This window comes from Psychrobacter sp. JCM 18903 (assembly GCF_000586475.1).
In the GTDB taxonomy this organism is placed as follows: domain Bacteria; phylum Pseudomonadota; class Gammaproteobacteria; order Pseudomonadales; family Moraxellaceae; genus Psychrobacter.
Genome location: NZ_BAWJ01000034.1, coordinates 1 through 18,146, shown reverse-complemented (window position 1 = coordinate 18,146; position 18,146 = coordinate 1). Strand labels below are relative to the sequence as shown.

The 18,146-nt window shown below is 41.1% G+C and carries 12 protein-coding genes and 1 pseudogene; 3 read left to right on the top strand and 10 right to left on the bottom strand.

What is annotated here, in order from left to right:
• Window positions 1-91: 91 nt before the first annotated feature.
• From TT12_RS14375 to TT12_RS14360, 4 genes are all read right to left on the bottom strand, one after another.
• On the bottom strand, window positions 92-1,090 hold the full coding sequence (locus TT12_RS14375) for an adenosine deaminase (protein ID WP_045456161.1): 999 nt from the start codon (window positions 1,088-1,090) through the stop codon (window positions 92-94).
• A 237-nt stretch (window positions 1,091-1,327) separates the two neighbouring features.
• A complete protein-coding gene (locus TT12_RS14370; RefSeq protein ID WP_045456157.1) occupies window positions 1,328-1,852 on the bottom strand; it encodes a TPM domain-containing protein in 525 nt (174 codons plus the stop codon).
• A gap of 74 nt (window positions 1,853-1,926) precedes the next feature.
• Window positions 1,927-3,075 carry a TPM domain-containing protein gene (locus TT12_RS14365; RefSeq protein WP_045456154.1) on the bottom strand — a complete coding sequence of 383 codons (1,149 nt, stop codon included), beginning with the start codon at window positions 3,073-3,075 and terminating at the stop codon, window positions 1,927-1,929.
• A 262-nt stretch (window positions 3,076-3,337) separates the two neighbouring features.
• The gene (locus TT12_RS14360; protein WP_045456163.1) at window positions 3,338-3,970 is read right to left on the bottom strand and encodes a LemA family protein; all 633 of its coding nucleotides are present in this window, start codon (window positions 3,968-3,970) and stop codon (window positions 3,338-3,340) included.
• Between the two features lie 1,198 nt (window positions 3,971-5,168).
• Here TT12_RS14360 and TT12_RS14355 point away from each other — a divergent pair.
• Window positions 5,169-6,714 (top strand): annotated as a pseudogene (locus TT12_RS14355) (alanine/glycine:cation symporter family protein).
• Between the two features lie 359 nt (window positions 6,715-7,073).
• Here TT12_RS14355 and TT12_RS14350 read toward each other — a convergent pair.
• The 3 genes from TT12_RS14350 to TT12_RS14340 all read right to left on the bottom strand — a co-directional run bounded on the left by TT12_RS14350 (window position 7,074) and on the right by TT12_RS14340 (window position 9,724).
• Entirely contained in the window at window positions 7,074-7,679 is a 606-nt protein-coding gene (locus tag TT12_RS14350; protein ID WP_045456151.1) for a fasciclin domain-containing protein, read from the bottom strand.
• A 183-nt stretch (window positions 7,680-7,862) separates the two neighbouring features.
• Window positions 7,863-8,813, bottom strand: a complete 951-nt coding sequence (locus TT12_RS14345; protein WP_045456148.1) for a fasciclin domain-containing protein — start codon at window positions 8,811-8,813, stop codon at window positions 7,863-7,865.
• 356 nt (window positions 8,814-9,169) lie between these two features.
• Window positions 9,170-9,724, bottom strand: a complete 555-nt coding sequence (locus tag TT12_RS14340) for a fasciclin domain-containing protein (RefSeq protein WP_045447723.1) — start codon at window positions 9,722-9,724, stop codon at window positions 9,170-9,172.
• A 578-nt stretch (window positions 9,725-10,302) separates the two neighbouring features.
• Between TT12_RS14340 and metH the strand changes: the two genes are divergently transcribed.
• Window positions 10,303-14,091 carry a methionine synthase gene (gene metH, locus TT12_RS14335; RefSeq protein ID WP_045456145.1) on the top strand — a complete coding sequence of 1,263 codons (3,789 nt, stop codon included), beginning with the start codon at window positions 10,303-10,305 and terminating at the stop codon, window positions 14,089-14,091.
• A 114-nt stretch (window positions 14,092-14,205) separates the two neighbouring features.
• On the opposite strand, the gene TT12_RS14330 is transcribed toward metH, so the two are convergent.
• On the bottom strand, window positions 14,206-15,549 hold the full coding sequence (locus TT12_RS14330; protein ID WP_227678921.1) for an MvaI/BcnI family restriction endonuclease: 1,344 nt from the start codon (window positions 15,547-15,549) through the stop codon (window positions 14,206-14,208).
• 277 nt (window positions 15,550-15,826) lie between these two features.
• Between TT12_RS14330 and TT12_RS14325 the strand changes: the two genes are divergently transcribed.
• The gene (locus TT12_RS14325; protein WP_045456137.1) at window positions 15,827-17,389 is read left to right on the top strand and encodes a DNA cytosine methyltransferase; all 1,563 of its coding nucleotides are present in this window, start codon (window positions 15,827-15,829) and stop codon (window positions 17,387-17,389) included.
• A gap of 144 nt (window positions 17,390-17,533) precedes the next feature.
• Here TT12_RS14325 and TT12_RS15825 read toward each other — a convergent pair whose 3' ends face one another.
• Entirely contained in the window at window positions 17,534-17,680 is a 147-nt protein-coding gene (locus tag TT12_RS15825; RefSeq protein ID WP_201502042.1) for a DUF2256 domain-containing protein, read from the bottom strand.
• 51 nt (window positions 17,681-17,731) lie between these two features.
• On the bottom strand, window positions 17,732-17,866 hold the full coding sequence (locus TT12_RS15820) for a DUF2256 domain-containing protein (RefSeq protein ID WP_243443755.1): 135 nt from the start codon (window positions 17,864-17,866) through the stop codon (window positions 17,732-17,734).
• Window positions 17,867-18,146 lie beyond the last annotated feature (280 nt).

Below are 18,146 nucleotides of genomic sequence, written 5' to 3'. Positions count from 1 at the left end.
AACCTAAAAAGCATACCGTGTAAAAAAGAAAAGGCTTAACGATTGATATCAACCGTTAAGCCTCGGGTACTAAAACCTAATCATAATTGATTTACTTTAGTGCCAGATCAACTTTCGCCAAATATGCTGCTTTTAATTCATCACTAATAAATGAGGCATTAAAGGAGTTCTTTACCAAAGTAACAACATCATCTTCTGTTAGCGGTAAATTTTCGCATATATTTATAAAGTTCTGATTCATATAACCTTTGAAATAGGCTGGGTCGTCTGAGTTTATGGTGATATTTAGACCATAATCTAGCAGCTCCTTGATATTGTGTTCTTTGTAATTATCAAAGACTTTCAGCTCAATATTTGAGTTCGGGCAAACGGTCAGCGGCATTTGCTCATCTTTCAGTCTTTGCATCAACTCTGGGCTTGTTATCGATTGCACACCATGATCGATTCTATTGATATTTAATAAGTCCAGTGCTTCGTAAATGTACGAAAAATCTGCTTCTTCACCAGCATGGGCGACCAGCTTAAAACCTGCTTCTTTAGCTTTTTTGAAGACATCTTTGAATTTCGATGGTGGATTGCCCAGCTCTGACGAATCAAGACCGACACCGATGATGTCATCTTTGAATACCAGTGCTTGCTCTAAGGTCTCAAACGCTTCTTCTTGTGATAAATGCCTTAGGAAACACATGATAATACAAGAGGTGATACCATATTTTTCTTTGGCATCTGCAAGCGCTTCTTTGATGCCCGTTATCACCACTTCAAAAGGTATGCCTCGTTCAGTATGCGTCTGCGGGTCAAAAAATATCTCTGTGTGAATGACGTTATCTTCAACACACTTAAGTATATATTCCCACGTTAAATCATAAAAATCGTCTTTAGTGATCAGGACATTTGCGCCTGCATAGTAGATATCTAAAAAGGTTTGCAAGTTGGTGAAGTTGTAGGCGTTGCGCACATCTTCTATGTCTTTATAAGGAATCTCTATCTGGTTCTTTTTGGCCAATCTAAACATCAGCTCAGGTTCTAGTGAGCCTTCAATATGTAAATGCAGCTCAGCTTTTGGTAATTTCTTTATTAAATCAATCATAGGATTCCAGTGACGGCTTTTTGTAGTAGAGTACTTTTGAGAAGTGCTTTTGAGAAGTGCTTTTGAGAAGTGCTTTTGAGAAGTGCCTTTATAAATGCAAAGCCTGTATAGACGCTTGAGCAATATATCAGTCACCCTCGATTTCTAGAGGCACTATTATATTGTAATTGATGCCTAAACCCTATAAAAGAACACGATGCTAGCAAAATAACAAGCCATCAGATTCCCTCATCTACGTTACTTCAAAAACACCACAGTATCAGACAACTCGTTACCCGCTGGATCCTGCTCCAAATGATAATACTGACGCAGCACTTGCCCAACTTCATCTAACAATTCAGCAAGGCTTTCTTCGGTTTTTTGATTGGCAATACCTGACACGGCCTTGTCACACATCGCCCGCCAAACGGTGGGGCTGACATGAGCACTGATACCACGATCAGCTACGATTTCTAACTGATGCTCGCAAATATTGACATACACCAAGACGCCTGTATTCTCTTCAGTATCCCAAACTCGATACTCACTAAACAGCTCAATCGCACGTTCGCGACAGCCAATATAATAGGCCTCTTGAATCGGCAGATGGTTTTCTACAATCAAAAACACCTCACCCCGATGCCCTCGCTCTGCACGGGTCACCTCGTCTGTCAAACGTGCTTTGGCCGCTGCTGTTAACCATTTACTATGCAATATAGGAATAAATAAGACTTGACGCCACCAGCGGGCAAAACTGGGATTTGACGCGTTGTTTTCTGACATTTTACTATTTCCTCAAATACGTCATTGCTGACGGTCGTTTAGTATCCGTTCTTACTTAAGCATCTACCAAGCGTCTACCACGAGCCACCAGCACCGCCGCCGCCAAAACCGCCGCCGCCACCACCGAAGCCGCCGCCGCCAAAACCACCACCGCCACCGCCCATACCAGGTAGGAATATCATACCGCCGCCTCTACGACCGCCGCCAGACCCACCTTTACCACCACCGCCGCCACGTGAAATCAAAAATAGCCATAAGAAGATAGCCATGATAACGGTCATAAAAAAACCACCGCCTAAGGCTAACGATCCCGCAAAAAACCCACCAGCAGTAATAATAGAACCAAATACACGACCAAAAATACTGGTAATAAAGCTTCCAAATATCATTGCCATGATGAATAAAAATATGGGCGATGGTAGCTCGTCTGAACCTTGTTGTGCACTACGCTCGGCTGCTTGCGCATCAGCACGAGCCAATACCTCAGGATCAGCAGTCAACCGCGTTTTGAGTGCGTCAACGCCAGCTATTATCCCAGCGCCATAGTTATTTTGCTTAAATAACGGCGTGATATCTTCACGAATAATACGATTGACGGCAGCATCTGGTAAGACACCCTCTAGTCCATAACCCGTCAAAATGTACATATCACGGTCATTGACGGCGACTACCATGAGTAAGCCATCATCGACGTCTTTATTACCCAGCTGCCATTTCTCAGCTACTTGTAGAGCATAGTCAAAGATAGGAACACCATTGGTCGTAGGAACGATAACCACCGCTGCTTGGGCAAGACCTTGCTGATAAATATTTCTAAGCTGCGCCTCTAGACGCTGTTTTTCTTGCGGATTTAGAATATTAGCCTGATCAACGACAGGATTATTTAATATGAGCTTATCGGCATCGACACTGGGTGCATTTGACTGTATAGGAGAAGGATTTTCGGCTGTTGACCCAACTGTTGCCTCATTATTAGCCGCATTAGGGTTGATCGCCTCATTACCTAAAATGGCATCATTGATTGCATCATTACCCAATACAGCGTCATTGAGCGCTTCATTAGACTCGCCCGCTTTGGCAATCGCTACCAAATCCTCAACACTACGACTTTGCATGTCTGAGGTGCTATCAATGGCTTCATTAGGCGCAGCATACAACACAGACGCACTACTGAAGCTGAGTGTGAGCAGTAATACTGATAGGATTGCTTTTGAATTGTTCATCTAATCTATACCACCTCAAGTGACATCTGTACTGAGTGAATCTACGTGAGACCATTCACAAAAATTAGCATAGCAAAGAAACCAAATTTGACATAGCTAATCGTACTTTTTGGATTTGGTATTAAGTTTAATAGGCATTCATATCCATCAATACCTTTAAAAATGTGGCTAAGCAAACTAGTGGCTAAGTAAGCTAAACGATAAAAATGTAAACAAACAGAGCGGCAAATTCCGCTCTGTTTTCATCTCTATTCAATCACCACTACTCAGCTGTCGCTGACTTATCATCACCGAAGTCAACACTTGGTGCGGTTGAAATAGCGTCTTCATTCGCCACGCTAAAGTTTGGCTTGGCATTCATACCAAATACTTTTGCTGTAATGTTGGTTGGGAATTGGCGCACCGTCGTATTATAGCTTTGCACTTCTTGAATATAACGGTTACGAGCGACGGCAATACGGTTTTCAGTGCCTTCGAGCTGGGCTTGTAAGTCTTGGAACAAAGCATCTGACTTTAACTCAGGATAACGTTCAGAGACAGCCATCAAACGTGATAGTGCACCTGTCATCTGTTCCTGTGCCGCTGCATAACGCTCCATCGCTTCTGGATCATTCAGTACTTCTGGCGTCACAGTAATGCTACCAGCACGAGAGCGTGCCTCAGCTACTTGAGTAAACACTTCTTGTTCTTGTTCAGCATACTGCTGCACGACTTTGACTAAGTTTGGCACCAAATCAGCGCGGCGTTGATATTGGTTCACCACTTCTGACCACGACGCGGTAACTTGCTCATCTTGAGCCTGCAGGTTGTTGTAGCCACAACCGCTTAGACCGACGGTAGACGTCGCTAACACGGCCGCGAGCAATATGGGTTTTACAATTGATTGACGCGTCATCATTGTTTCTCCTAATAATGGTAAATAATAAATAACCAGTAGCACTTTTTTAATAATTTTTTAAAGCTTGCATTTTGAAGCTGATACATGAGGTCATGCAAATGTATGTCTATTTATATGGAAGCCGTATATTTTTTATAACAAAGGCACATCACTTGTATTAAAGCCACACTAAACATAAAAACAGCAGTTAATGAGTACGATAGCAATCGTATGCCGCTCTACTAGAGTCTCGTCTTATCAACGATAACGAGACTATAGGATAAGATATCTTACACAATGATGGCGCTATCTCGGTATTTTTACAATTAGCCGTTACCAAAACACAACCGCAAAACCACACTGCTAGCCCATGACTATTGCTCGTTTTTATTACCTATCATTGACAACATCTACCTCACAAATATCATCGAACCACTGGCATTATCTTTAGTGCATAGCTTATCCAGTATAGAGGAGTGACAGATAAGCGATGAATGACTGCTCTGTTTTTGTGTAGTCGATGTGGCTTTATCTATTGTTTCGATATCTAACAACGGTCAAAACATGCGATATTTTATCGTTATTTATAGTCATATCTGCCTGACTCAATATGAATATATATGCTTCTGTACAAAGAAAATTCTAGTAATTACTACAAAAATATGGCAAATTGCAGTTACGTAGCCGTACGGTTTGAATACATTTGGTAGTGGACTTATGGCTTGATTAGTATTAGCGAGTTGTTGATTTCTATGTAAAATATTACTCAATTATTAGAGATTCGCTTAATCGTTTCAATCAGCCACACCAACCCTGTAGTCAATCGATACCGCTCACAAAAAGTTGAATGCTATCGGCATGATAAGTATTTAATATTATAACCGCCTGTTTTATCCATTGGTCTACTGAACATTCATCTCAGATATTAAGTGATAAGATAAATGTCGCAGTAATTGAGACAGCTTACGCCTTGCAACTATGCTGATACACATATCATCGGTAATAAGCATAAGCAAACCGTCAATATTACTGATAAACCAAGCGGATAACTACAGACAACTACAGTCCATTCTTAGTGGCTAAGCGCGTATGAGACTTAACGGATATACATGAGTCAATGTAGATAATTTAACTGCTTAACTTAAATAAGTAAGTTAACCAGTTAGCTTACTCCTAGCATACAGAGCCACTTTGAGACAGTACTAGGAATATACATATGGAAGGTTTAGTTAACTTAGTAAACGGAATTATCTGGAGCCCCGCACTGATCTATCTGTGCTTGCGCGGGCCTATTTTATTCCATTATGACGCGCTTCGTACAAGTGCGTCTGTTCGGTGAAATGATCAAATTACTCTTTACTGGTAAATCTAGTGATCAAGGTATTTCATCATTTCAGGCACTTGCCGTATCACTCGCAGGACGCGTGGGTATGGGTAACATCGCTGGGGTAGCTGCGGCTATCGGCTTCGGTGGCCCAGGTGCCGTATTTTGGATGTGGGTCGTGGCCTTCTTAGGCGCATCTACTGCTTATGTTGAGTCTACGCTCGCACAGATTTATAAAGAAAAAGACGTCATCACTGGCGAATATCGCGGTGGCCCAGCTTACTATTTTGAGCGCGCACTTGGCCAAAAATGGTATGGCATCCTCTTTGCAATCTCATCTATCCTCGCTTGTGGTATATTTTTACCAGGTGTACAGGCAAACGGCGTTATCAATGCTTTCGCACAGGTAATGGGCGAAGGGTCTGTTATGAGCATTGGCGCCTTAGAAGTTGGCTCAATGCGTCTAGTAGCCTTAGCCATTATCCTTGTGGTATTAGGCATTATCATCTTTGGTGGTATCAAGCGTATCGCAACGTTTACCGAGTATGCCGTTCCTTTTATGGCACTGGGCTATATCGTTCTTGCACTGATCATCATGTTTACTAACTTTGATATGATTCCACAAGTATTCGGTCTAATCGTTAGCGATGCATTTACTGCTCAAGCAGGTTTTGGTGCAGCGATTGGTTGGGGCGTAAAACGTGGTATTTACTCAAATGAAGCAGGTCAAGGTACAGGTCCTCATGCTGCTGCTGCTGCTGAAGTTGAGCATCCATCACAGCAGGGTTTGGTTCAGGCATTCTCAGTATATGTCGATACCCTATTAGTATGTTCTGCTACTGCCTTCATGATCCTAACCATGGGTACTTACAACATTCAAGGAACATTACCAGACGGTCAGTTCATCGTACAGAATGTCGCTGCTACCACTGAAATCAACGCCCCTGCGTTCACACAAATGGCGATGGAATCTGTTTATGGTGGTTTTGGTAATACCTTTATCGCTATTGCTGTCTTCTTCTTTGCCTTTACCACTATCTTGGCTTACTACTACATCGCTGAAGTGAACGTTGCTTATCTAACTCGCTTTGTCGGTCGCAGTGCCAACAAGACTGGTCTATTCTTAGTCAAAATCTTAATCATGGTGATGGTTGCTTACGGCGGCCTAAACTCAGCTGGCTACATTTGGGCTATTGGTGATATTGGTGTTGGGCTTATGGCTTGGTTGAACATCGTTGGTATTTTGGTCATCTTCATTGTGGCTCGTCCAACGCTTACTATGCTAAAAGACTATGAAGCACAGCGTAAAGCAGGTGTTGAGCGCTACAGTTTTGATCCTGCAAAATTCGGCATCAAAAACGCCCCTTATTGGGAAGAGCGTCATCTAAAAGAGCAACAAAGAATGGCAGCAGATCCACTACGTAAAGAGCATAAGTAATATTCTATAACGTAGCTATTATTCTTTAACATAATTGTTATTCAAACTTCCAAAGCAAAAGCCCGAAATAATCGTTTCGGGCTTTTTTTGTTTCAAACCTTTGCATTCATAAACCTCCAATAAACGTCTTACATAAGTCATCATTACTCTTTAAACTCGCATCATTTTGAACCAATGAGAGGCTGTTTATCTTACTCTCCACTACATTGAACCGTTTTCATGCGACTGACTTATATCAATGCTATGGTAAACATTAGGTATCCCCCAAACGCAAAAAAGCCCAGCTCAATAGCTAGGCTTCTTCGACGTCATTATTTAAATAATTAATTAATCATCAATAAAGAGACTATAGAAACAACTTACTCAGGCATCAATACTGCATCGATAGTGTGAACCACACCGTTCGTTGCCATGATATCTGTACCAGTAACATTAGCCGTGTTACCAGTCGCATCAGTGATGACATTAGCATCACTAATATTGATAGTAGCACCATTTACAGTAGCAACATCAGTACCATAAGGAATGTCAGCTGCCATAACGACCATAGGCACTACGTGATACGGAAGTACTTTTTTCAGTAGATCTGTATCGGCTAATAGCTCTTCTTTAGTAACGCCTAGCTTCTCTAAAACAGGAGCAAATGCATCATCAGTTGGTGCAAATACCGTATAAGTCCCAGCATCCATCATCATTGTATCTAAGCCAGCAGCTTGTAATGCAGCCGTTAGAATCGTTAGATTTTCGTTGCCAGCTGCTATTTCAGCAATGCTTTGCGTCGCAGCAGTATCGACCATTGGATCGGCTTCAGTCATTGGCTCAACTTCGGCAACCGGCTCTACAACCACTTCTTCAGTAGTCACTTCAGGCTCAACAGGATCAGTAACTGCTTCTTTATCATTACAAGCGGCTAATGACATGGCAGCTGTAACGACAGCAATAGAAAGTAAGTTTTTCTTCAACATAAGTATTTCCTTATAAAGGGATGGTCTGTTAAGTGACTTGTTTGACAAATAACTTAACCCAGTTAATGTATATAACAGCGAACCACTTATCTGTTGCAAATGATAGCAACTAAACAATAGTAATAATGTCGCCTCTGCTATACCAATAACTATAATTTTAACTGATTAATTTCTGATTAATGCTTACTTAGGTAGCAACACTGTATCGATCACGTGTACAACTCCATTGTTCGCTTGTATATTCGCGGTCACAATATTAGAGGTACGATTTCTCCCATCGGTAATTTGTTTTTTATCGTCAAATGTGATGCTGCTGCCTTCTAGCATCTCTTGACTGCCTGCCATAATTTCAGAGGCAAAGACGCGATCGTCTTCAATCACATGATAGGTGAGCACTGTCGTCAACAACAGCTTATCTTGTAATAGCTGTTCTTTACTTATCTCAAGTTCAGCTAATAATTTAGCAAAAGCGGCATTATTGGGTGCAAAGACGGTAAAGTCAGCGTCTTCATCAGCGAGGGCATCAGCCAATCCTGCTGCTACTACCGCTTCTTTGAGGATACTGAGATCCTCTGTGGCAACGGCTAGATCGACTATAGACTTGTCAGTAGGTAGCAATACGTCGTCAATGAGGTGAATGACGCCATTAGTGGCCAATACATCTGTTTTGATAATTTTAGAGGTATCCCCACTTGCATCCATAATGACATTGGCATCACTAATAGAGAACGCTTGACCATTGACTGTTTCGATACTGTCGCCATAAGGAATGTCAGCAGCTTTGACTGTCATATTGGGGATAACATGATAAGTTAAGACCATGGTTAATAGCTCTTTGTCAGCCAATAACTCTTCTGATGTCACATCGAGCTCTTCCAATAATTCAGCAAATGCAGCATCAGTAGGTGCAAATACAGTAAATTCGTCCTCTGATGACATCAAAACTTTATCAAGTCCAGATGCCTTTAACGCAGCGTTAAGAATGGTTAAATCTTTATTTTCAGCAGCAATTTCTGCAATATTTTGTGTTGGTGCTTCTACAACAACTGAAAAATCATTGTCGTCGTCATTACAAGCGGCTAGCGGCAAAACGGTCATGGCAAGCGCCAGAGATAATAGGGTTCTTTTTAGCATGAGTATATCCTTATGTATGAGTTCAGATGAACCATCTACTTTGTCAGTAGCATCCGTCGAATGATTGAAGTCGAATGATTTAAATTGTTAAATGATCAAAGCTTTCAACAAGAAACAAAGATGACTGTCGTTTATTGTCGTAGTGTTAAACAATAATGATGACACGCTTAAAAAATATCTCAAATATTCTAAATGCCAGCAGTGTCATCTAAAGGAGCTTCATCTAAAACAATTGGCAATTAAAATAGCGTGTATTTAACAATCATGTCATCAAAGACGGTAGCTGGTACTCATACCAGCTGCATCATACAAAGTAATAGGGATATAATTCTTTAACTGAAATTTTGAAATTAATTTTATTTGGGCAGTAATACTCTATCGATAACATGTACTACGCCGTTATTAGCAGCAATATCGGTTTTTATGATATTGGTAGTACGACCATTTTCGTCCATCAATTTGCCCTGATTGGTGACCATCAGAGTATCTTTACTGAACATAGTAATATTGCCCGGTTTAACGTCTTTCGCATATACTGGCGCCGCACCGTTAATCACGTGATAGCCTAAAATCTTAGTCAATAGTGGCTTGTTAGCAAATAATTGTGCTTTGCTCATGCCTGTTTCTTGCAGGACTTGTACAAATGCGGCATTGGTCGGCGCAAATATTGTATAGTTTGCATTCGGGTTAGACAAAGCACCCGCCAAATCTGCCGCTACGACGGCTTCGACCAGTAGCGAGAAGTCAGGATTACTTTGGGCAACTTGTACCACGTTCATTTTTGCCATAGATTGACTGTGCATAGGCGCTTTCATCGCTGCGCTTTTGCTTGGCATCATATTATTACAAGCGCTTAAACCAGCGATTGAGAGTGCTAATGTACCGATGGTAGCAATTTTAGTAAGCTTCATAACATTATCCTTAATGATTGAGTATTTATTGACTGTTCTATAACTGTCTTGCAGATTAGATCGTCTTCCCTTATAGCAAATACTAGCGCTAATAATAGTGGTAAATGTTAGATGTCACTAATACAACTATTAACATTTACTAGTAAGTATTGCTTATGAAACATCAATCCTTCTGAAATTAAATTAACATATAACAAAGCTTTATCAATTCCTCTTTACGCAACTTTTTGTAGTACAGGTGTAAACACTGTCTGACTTTTAAGCACAATCGTTGTGCTTTCATTTATAGAAACAAAGCTTTATGTAATCTTTAAGCGAAATGATATTCATTTGTTCCTAATCGCTTAATGCCATAAACTTTGAACATCATGCTCACTCAATCAACAGGCAGATTTTTTGTCTAGCATATTGCCAAAGAGGAATAAGTACTGTCCCACGTGAGGTATGATTTTCATGCTAGAATAATGCGGATTTGCCCACGCCTTTTATAAATGTTGCACGCTATTTCTTATTCTTATTCTTATTCTTATTCTTATTACTTCCCCTTTTATAACATTGACGATATAAGCAGCGCTCCTATGACTCAAACGATGACTTCTCAATCTGATCCTACTTCTAGTCCATCATCCGCTGATGACTTTATTTTAACGCCACCTGCCGTGTTTCCTTATAAAGAGCAGCAACTGACGGCACGTGCACGTATCACCGAGCAAATGGCATCACGCATCTTGATGTTAGATGGGGCGATGGGTACACAGATTCAGACCTATAAATTAGAAGAAGCAGATTATCGTGGTGAGCGTTTTGCCGATATCAATCAAGACGTACGCGGTAACAATGATTTATTGGTACTGACACAGCCGCACATGATTAAAGACATTCATCACGATCATCTGCTAGCTGGTGCCGATATCATCGAGACCAATACCTTTAACGGTACGCGTCTGTCGATGGCTGACTACGATATGCAGTATCTAGTGCCTGAGCTGAATAAGACAGCAGCCAAGATTGCCCGTGAAGCGGCGGATGAATTTACGGCAAAAACGCCTGAGAAACCGCGTTTTGTCGCTGGTGTTGTAGGGCCAACTTCACGCACGTGCTCGCTATCACCGGACGTCAATGACCCAGCTTTTCGTAACATTACCTTTGACGAATTGGTACTAAATTACCGTGAAGCGACTTTATGCCTGATAGAAGGTGGTGTTGATCTCATCCTCATCGAAACAATATTTGATACGCTCAATGCTAAAGCAGCCATCTTTGCTATTACGGGCGTGTTTAATGACATTGGTTTTGAATTACCAATTATGATTTCGGGCACCATTACCGATGCCTCAGGTCGAACGCTATCAGGTCAAACCGCTGAAGCCTTTTATAATTCAATACGCCATGCCAAGCCATTATCGGTTGGCTTTAACTGTGCGCTTGGTGCTGATGCACTGCGTCCGCATATTCAAACACTGTCGAACATTGCTAATACCTATGTGTCAGCGCATCCGAACGCTGGTCTGCCCAACGAGTTTGGTGAATATGATGAAACAGCTGAACAAACCGCTGCCCTACTCGAAGGCTTTGCCAAAGCAGGCATCTTAAACATCGTTGGTGGCTGTTGTGGTACGACGCCTGAGCATATCCGCCAAATCGCTAAAATGGTGGCAAATTATCCACCGCGCGTGATTCCTGAAATCGCCCCTGCTTGTCGTCTGTCTGGGCTTGAGCCATTTACCATTAATGCAGATAGCTTGTTCGTCAACGTCGGTGAACGTACCAACGTGACAGGCTCTAAAAAGTTTTTACGCTTGATTAAAACCGAAGCCTACACCGAAGCGCTCGATGTGGCACGAGATCAGGTCGAAGGCGGCGCGCAAATCGTCGATATCAATATGGACGAAGGCATGCTCGACTCCAAGCAAGCGATGATTCATTTCGTCAACTTGGTGTCTGGTGAACCTGATATCAGCCGCGTACCGCTGATGATTGACTCGTCTAAATGGGACATCATCGAAGAAGGCCTTAAGCGTATCCAAGGCAAGTCCGTTGTCAACTCTATCTCATTAAAAGAAGGTCATGCTGAATTCGTTGAGCGTGCCAAGCTTTGTATGCGCTACGGTGCCGCCGTTATCGTCATGGCATTTGATGAAGACGGTCAAGCCGATACTTACGAGCGTAAGATTCAAATCTGTCAACGCAGCTATGATGTGTTGGTCAATGAAGTTGGTTTCCCATCAGAAGACATTATTTTTGACCCGAACATTTTTGCCGTTGCCACTGGTATCACTGAGCACAATAATTATGGTGCGGACTTTATCAACGCCACCAAATGGATTACCGATAATTTGCCCAATGCGATGGTATCGGGTGGTGTCTCTAACGTCTCGTTCAGTTTCCGTGGTAATCCTATCCGTGAAGCCATCAACTCCGTATTCCTTTATCATGCGATTCAAAACGGTCTGACGATGGGTATCGTCAATCCTGCCATGCTTGAACTGTACGATGATATTCCAAAGGAAGCACGCGACGCCATCGAAGATGTGATGCTCAACCGCAACCAAGGTGAGAGCGGTCAAGATGCCACCGAACGTCTGATGACTGTGGCTGAAAACTACCAAAACGGTGGCAAGAAAAAAGACAGCACCGTTGATATGTCATGGCGCGAAGGCACGGTAGAAGAACGCATTGCCCATGCTTTAGTGAAAGGTATTACCACCTTTATCGAAGCCGATACCAAAGAAGCATGGGAGAAATACCCCAAGCCACTAGAAGTCATCGAAGGGCCATTGATGGACGGGATGAATATCGTCGGTGACTTATTTGGTGCCGGTAAAATGTTCTTACCACAAGTGGTCAAATCAGCTCGCGTGATGAAACAATCCGTTGCGTGGCTAAATCCGTATATCGAAGCGGAAAAAGTCGAGGGTGAAAAGAAAGGCAAAATCCTCATGGCAACGGTCAAAGGTGACGTCCATGATATCGGTAAAAATATCGTCGGCGTGGTGCTGGGCTGTAATGGCTATGATATCGTTGATCTGGGCGTCATGGTCCCGTGTGAAAAAATCCTCGATACCGCTATCGCAGAAGAAGTCGATATCATTGGCTTATCAGGTCTGATTACCCCAAGTCTCGATGAGATGGTCTATGTCGCCAAGCAAATGCAAGAGCGCGGCATGACGTTACCCTTGATGATTGGCGGTGCAACGACCTCCAAAGCGCATACAGCAGTTAAAGTCGAGCCACAATACCAAAATGATGCCGTCATCTATGTATCTGATGCCTCACGCTCAGTCGGTGTAGTCACTAAACTGCTCTCCAAAGAATACCGTCAAGCGCTTATCGATGAAACTCGCGAAGAGTATGTCAAAGTACGTGAACGCCTTGCCAAGCGTCAACCAAAAGCGGCGAAGGTCACGTATGCCGAATCGGTCAAGATTGGTTTTCAGTATGATTGGGAAAACTATGTGCCACCAGTCCCCAATAAGCTGGGGCAAGTGATATTTGATGACTATCCAATCGCTAACTTGCTGCCTTATATCGACTGGACACCATTCTTTATCTCTTGGGGTCTGGTCGGTAAGTATCCGAAAATATTGCAAGATGATGTAGTCGGCGAAGCGGCACGCGATTTGTTCGATAATGCCAATGAGCTGATGCAAAAGATGATTGATGAAAAATTAATCGTCGCCAAAGGGGTGTTCAAACTTATGCCAGCTCGCCGTACGGGTGCCGATACCGTTACTGTCTATGACCGTACTACTAAAGGCGGCTCAGCAGAATATCAATTCGAGCACTTACGTCAGCAAAGCGACAAGGCCAGCGGCAAGCCTAACTTTAGCTTGGCAGACTTTATCTCACCATCTAACACCCACACTGACCACTTGGGCGGCTTTACCGTCTCTATCGTCGGTACAGAAGCACTGGCTGAAAAGTACAAAGCAGCAGGTGATGACTATAATGCCATCATGGTGCAGGCATTGTCTGATCGCTTAGCTGAAGCCTTTGCTGAGCATCTGCATGAGCTCATCCGTAAAGAGTATTGGGGCTATCAACCGACTGAATCACTCACTAATGATGAGATGATCAAAGAGAAATACGTGGGTATCCGCCCTGCGCCTGGCTACCCTGCCTGCCCTGAGCATACCGAAAAAGGCAAATTGTTTGATTGGCTCGGTACGGTAGATGCGATTGGTACAACGCTAACCGAAAGCTATGCGATGTGGCCTGCGTCATCGGTCAGCGGATTCTATTACTCGCATCCTGACAGTGAGTATTTCAACGTCGGTAAGATAAGCCGTGATCAGCTAGAGAGCTATGCTGAGCGTAAAGGCTGGGATATGAAGACTGCTGAGAAGTGGTTAAATCCGAATTTGTAAGATGGTTTTAGTTAGGAGTCTCTATAATAATTTTTGCTGCGGGATTGGTTGCTTAAGTAACCAATCCTGCTTTTGCTTTTATCTACCAGTCTAGGTGAATTAATATAGATTTACTCAATCTTCAACTAGAGAGTAAAATACAGGTTCTGGGAAAAGCATGTTCAAATTCTCAGGTTTTATTTTAAAAAATGGTCCTTTTTCGCTTGTACGATTTGTTCCATTTTTTCTTTTTATCAAGTGATCTAAAGTTATTATTCCTTGATCTATCAATGGTAATAACTGATGTACCATAGGATTTTTAGTATGAGTAAATTTTTCTAGAGAGAAAAACTCTTCATCATTGATTTTTTTCACCGCTGCGCTAATCCAAAAGGTTTCCTGATGCTTTTCTAATAGTCGTTCTCTTAGTTTCTGCCCTTCCCATATAACGACCTCACCATCAACCTCATGTTCCTCATAAACCCTATCATTCTCAAAGTCGACCTTAAGTCGTAATCCCTGACTATTAAACCCTAGAGCACTAACAGTACAATAAAGTCTTTGGTCGCCATTATTCTGATCTGAATAACCATATGAGTCTACAATCTCCCTTGAGCTCTTAAGAACACTTTTGTCCCATACAGGAACTTGTGCAAATAAGTTACTACGGGTGTTAGATTTAGTGATTCTTCCTGACTTCAATTCTATACCTTTATAATCAGGTTTTTGGGAGGAGTTGGCTGCAATACCAAGTGCGTGCTCGACTGTCATGCCAATAGCTGTATCACCTTTCATAATAGCTTTCAAAGGTTGCTCAGCAATTTTAATCAATTTACCTCTAAGCTCAATAGCTACCTTATCCAAAGACTGCTCAAGATTGAAAAGCAAGTCTTCACAATCTGACAAGTCTACAGAATTAAGATTTAGCACATAAAGTAGATCATCGATAATAAAAAAAGCTAGCTCATCATCAGGCTCAACAAAAGACTTTAAACCATAAACCCATATACGTGGGTCACCGTTCTTAGTCGTTGGTCGATATAAGCTAACTCTTCCATCCAATATTTCTTCAGGTGTAATTAAAGCACAAGGTTTTAGAATTTTGTGCTCTGTACCTTGTTTTTGGTGCTCGTAATTATGAAAATCCTTTTCATTAAAAAAATTTCTCAAGCTTCCTACGGCATCCATAATTGATTTCTGCATACCCGTAGCCGTTATAGTTAAGACAGAAAAATCAATTCCATACTCTACAAGCAATTTTTTATTTTTATCTTTTAAATTTTCGTCACTAATTCCTATAGAGTTTAAGGGAGCAACAAGGACTTTCTCATCAATGGCATTTTGAGATAACAATACCCAATTCTCGTAGCCATGTTGCTCAGCTATTAAATCTAACGCTTGATGTTGGCTTATATTTTGTGCTTTCTTTAGTTCTTTAGCGTCCTGCTTGAGACGTTTTATTGTACGAGTGTTGGACATCAGTCGCTCCATTGAAGAAAGAAAATTCAAGATTATCCAAGCCTTATGGATGATAATCAGAACTTATTCAATGAGACAACCTGAAGGGGTTTTTACTATTAGTCAGCTTATGGACTGTCTAAAGATAGCGCTCTCTAACGCTCACTTTTTCCTAATTTATTGACATTTGGTTTATTAGTCAAATCAAACCATAGTTAATTTAGCTCCTGGATTTTGAAGTATTTTTCATATACTATACTCACTTAGAGTTAGTATTAATTAACTGATTGGTATCTTAATGAAATATATAGAATTATTTTCTGGCTGTGGAGGTTTATCTTTAGGATTACAAGCAGTCGGCTTTGAAAACATTATGGTAAATGAGCTATCGCCTATGGCGGGAGAGACATATGCCTACAACTTTTACAATGAAGATCTATCTCAACCTAATTTTCTAGAGAAAAAAAACCCTCATACAGTTTGGCTTTCTAGCAAATACTCCGTAAATGATATGACCTTGAGATTACGGGAAGACCCTAGAGAGTATCCAGATCTCGAAAGTACAGATTCTTTTTCAGATGTAAGTACTTTGGACTCAATTCGCCATAAATTGATAATCGGCAGCATAAAAGAGCTAAACCAAGTACTTAAAGCAAGTCCATCAATGCTAAAAAGCATTAATGATGCCGATGTTGTCTCAGGAGGTCCACCATGTCAAAGTTTTAGCATGGCAGGTCTGCGCGATTTAAGTAATGATAGAAATACATTACCGTGGGAGTTTATGCAATTTGTCGAACTTACTAACCCAAAAATTGCAGTACTTGAAAATGTTTCAGGTATTTTGAGAGCATTTAAAAGCGAAGGAAAGCCTTACTATGCTTGGTTTGAAATAGCAAAAGGCTTTGCTGCTCTAGGTTATGTTCCTATATGTCTACACGTAAATGCAAGGTTTACAGGTATTGCTCAAAACCGTAACCGTTTTATATTGATAGCCATAAGGTTTGATACACTTAGTCAACAGCTTCATTCGTTCAATGACATAGAGTTATCTCTAATCAAACCTTATATTAGCTTCTATCAGAATATTGAAAGTTCTAAGACTGTTAAATTTGATGATATTAAAGTCATAGATTTAACTAAAGGCACTGATACTAATTTAGTAGATACATTTCTAGCACCCTTTTTCGAACATAAAAAAAATAATTTTACTGTAAAGGATGTGATTGATGATCTAAAAATTTCAGACAACCTGTATGGTAAGAAAAGTAAATATTTAGAGTTTATCGAATCGTCTTTGAAAACATTACCAATAATTAGTAAAGATTATCTGAAAAACCATGACCTTAGAGCAAATAGCTTACCCGTAAAAAGGAGGTTTAGAATTTACCAAGTTTTAAATAATCTAGAGTCTTCTGAGAAGAAAGAAGCACTTGACTTCTTGAAAGGTAGAAGTGAAATACTATCTGAAAAAGTAGTAAACAAGCTATTAGAGTTTAATTTTCTTTTATTAGATGGTTCATTTGGAAAGCTATCTAATGAGAACGAAATAACGATGTTCTTTAGACAACATTTGACTAAAAAACATTCTCAAAAAGCGCTTATACCAGAGATGCCAGCGCCTTCAGCCTTGTCTATACCTGATGACGTATGCCACTACGATGAAAGCGAGCTACGAACCTTAACTGTTAGGGAAATGGCTAGAATACAGTCATTCCCTGATAGTTTTGTTTTTAAGTCTAAAGTTACTACTGGTGGAAAAATGCGTAAGTTTGAAGTGCCTCAATATACTCAAGTTGGTAATGCTGTACCGCCAATATTGGGTGTAGCAATAGGTAAGGTGGTCAAGAATATTCTAATCTAATCTGTTTACTCAAAATGTATTACTGGTAGCTTATAAAGTCATGAATAAACTACAGTCATTCTAATAGCAAAGCCACTTTTACCTTACGTCTCTGGTAAAATTGGATTAGAAAACGTGGCGATTTTCTATTGTTCAGATTTTAACTCAATCTACTTTACCTTTAGTCCGCCGACACCGCTCAGAACAATAAATCACCTGCTCCCAGTCTTTCTCCCACTTTTTACGCCACGTAAACGGGCGCTGGCAGACGGGGCAGGTTTTTTGCGGTAGGTTTACCTTTTTATGTGCCATGGTCTGCTCCTTTCTGCCGTATATCTCATATCTATGGTTAATGTTTACTGCCTATTTATCTTCTTTTTGATGATCCAGCCCTTCATACTTTTTCACCCGTCGGCATTGGTCGGAGCAATAGACCATGCTCTCCCAGTTTTTATCCAGCTTCTTAGTCCAACTAAACTCGCGCTCGCAGACAGGCAGAGTTTTTTGCGGACGTTCTTCTTTTTGTGCGCCATAATTTTCTCATTGGTTTGTTTAATATATAGTCGATTCACTATCATCGGATACGGTGTCAGGCTTGCTTGATCTACTGTTTATAGTGATTTCACTCGCCGTCATCGTATCCAAAGTAGCTGTTGCCGACTATATTACCACTGTCTCTCAATCATAAGCCCTATTTATAGTGCTATTCATCAGCATTGCTCATAAGCGTTAATAACCAATCATTAGTTGTTAATCGTCAGCTATTAATCAGTAGTTA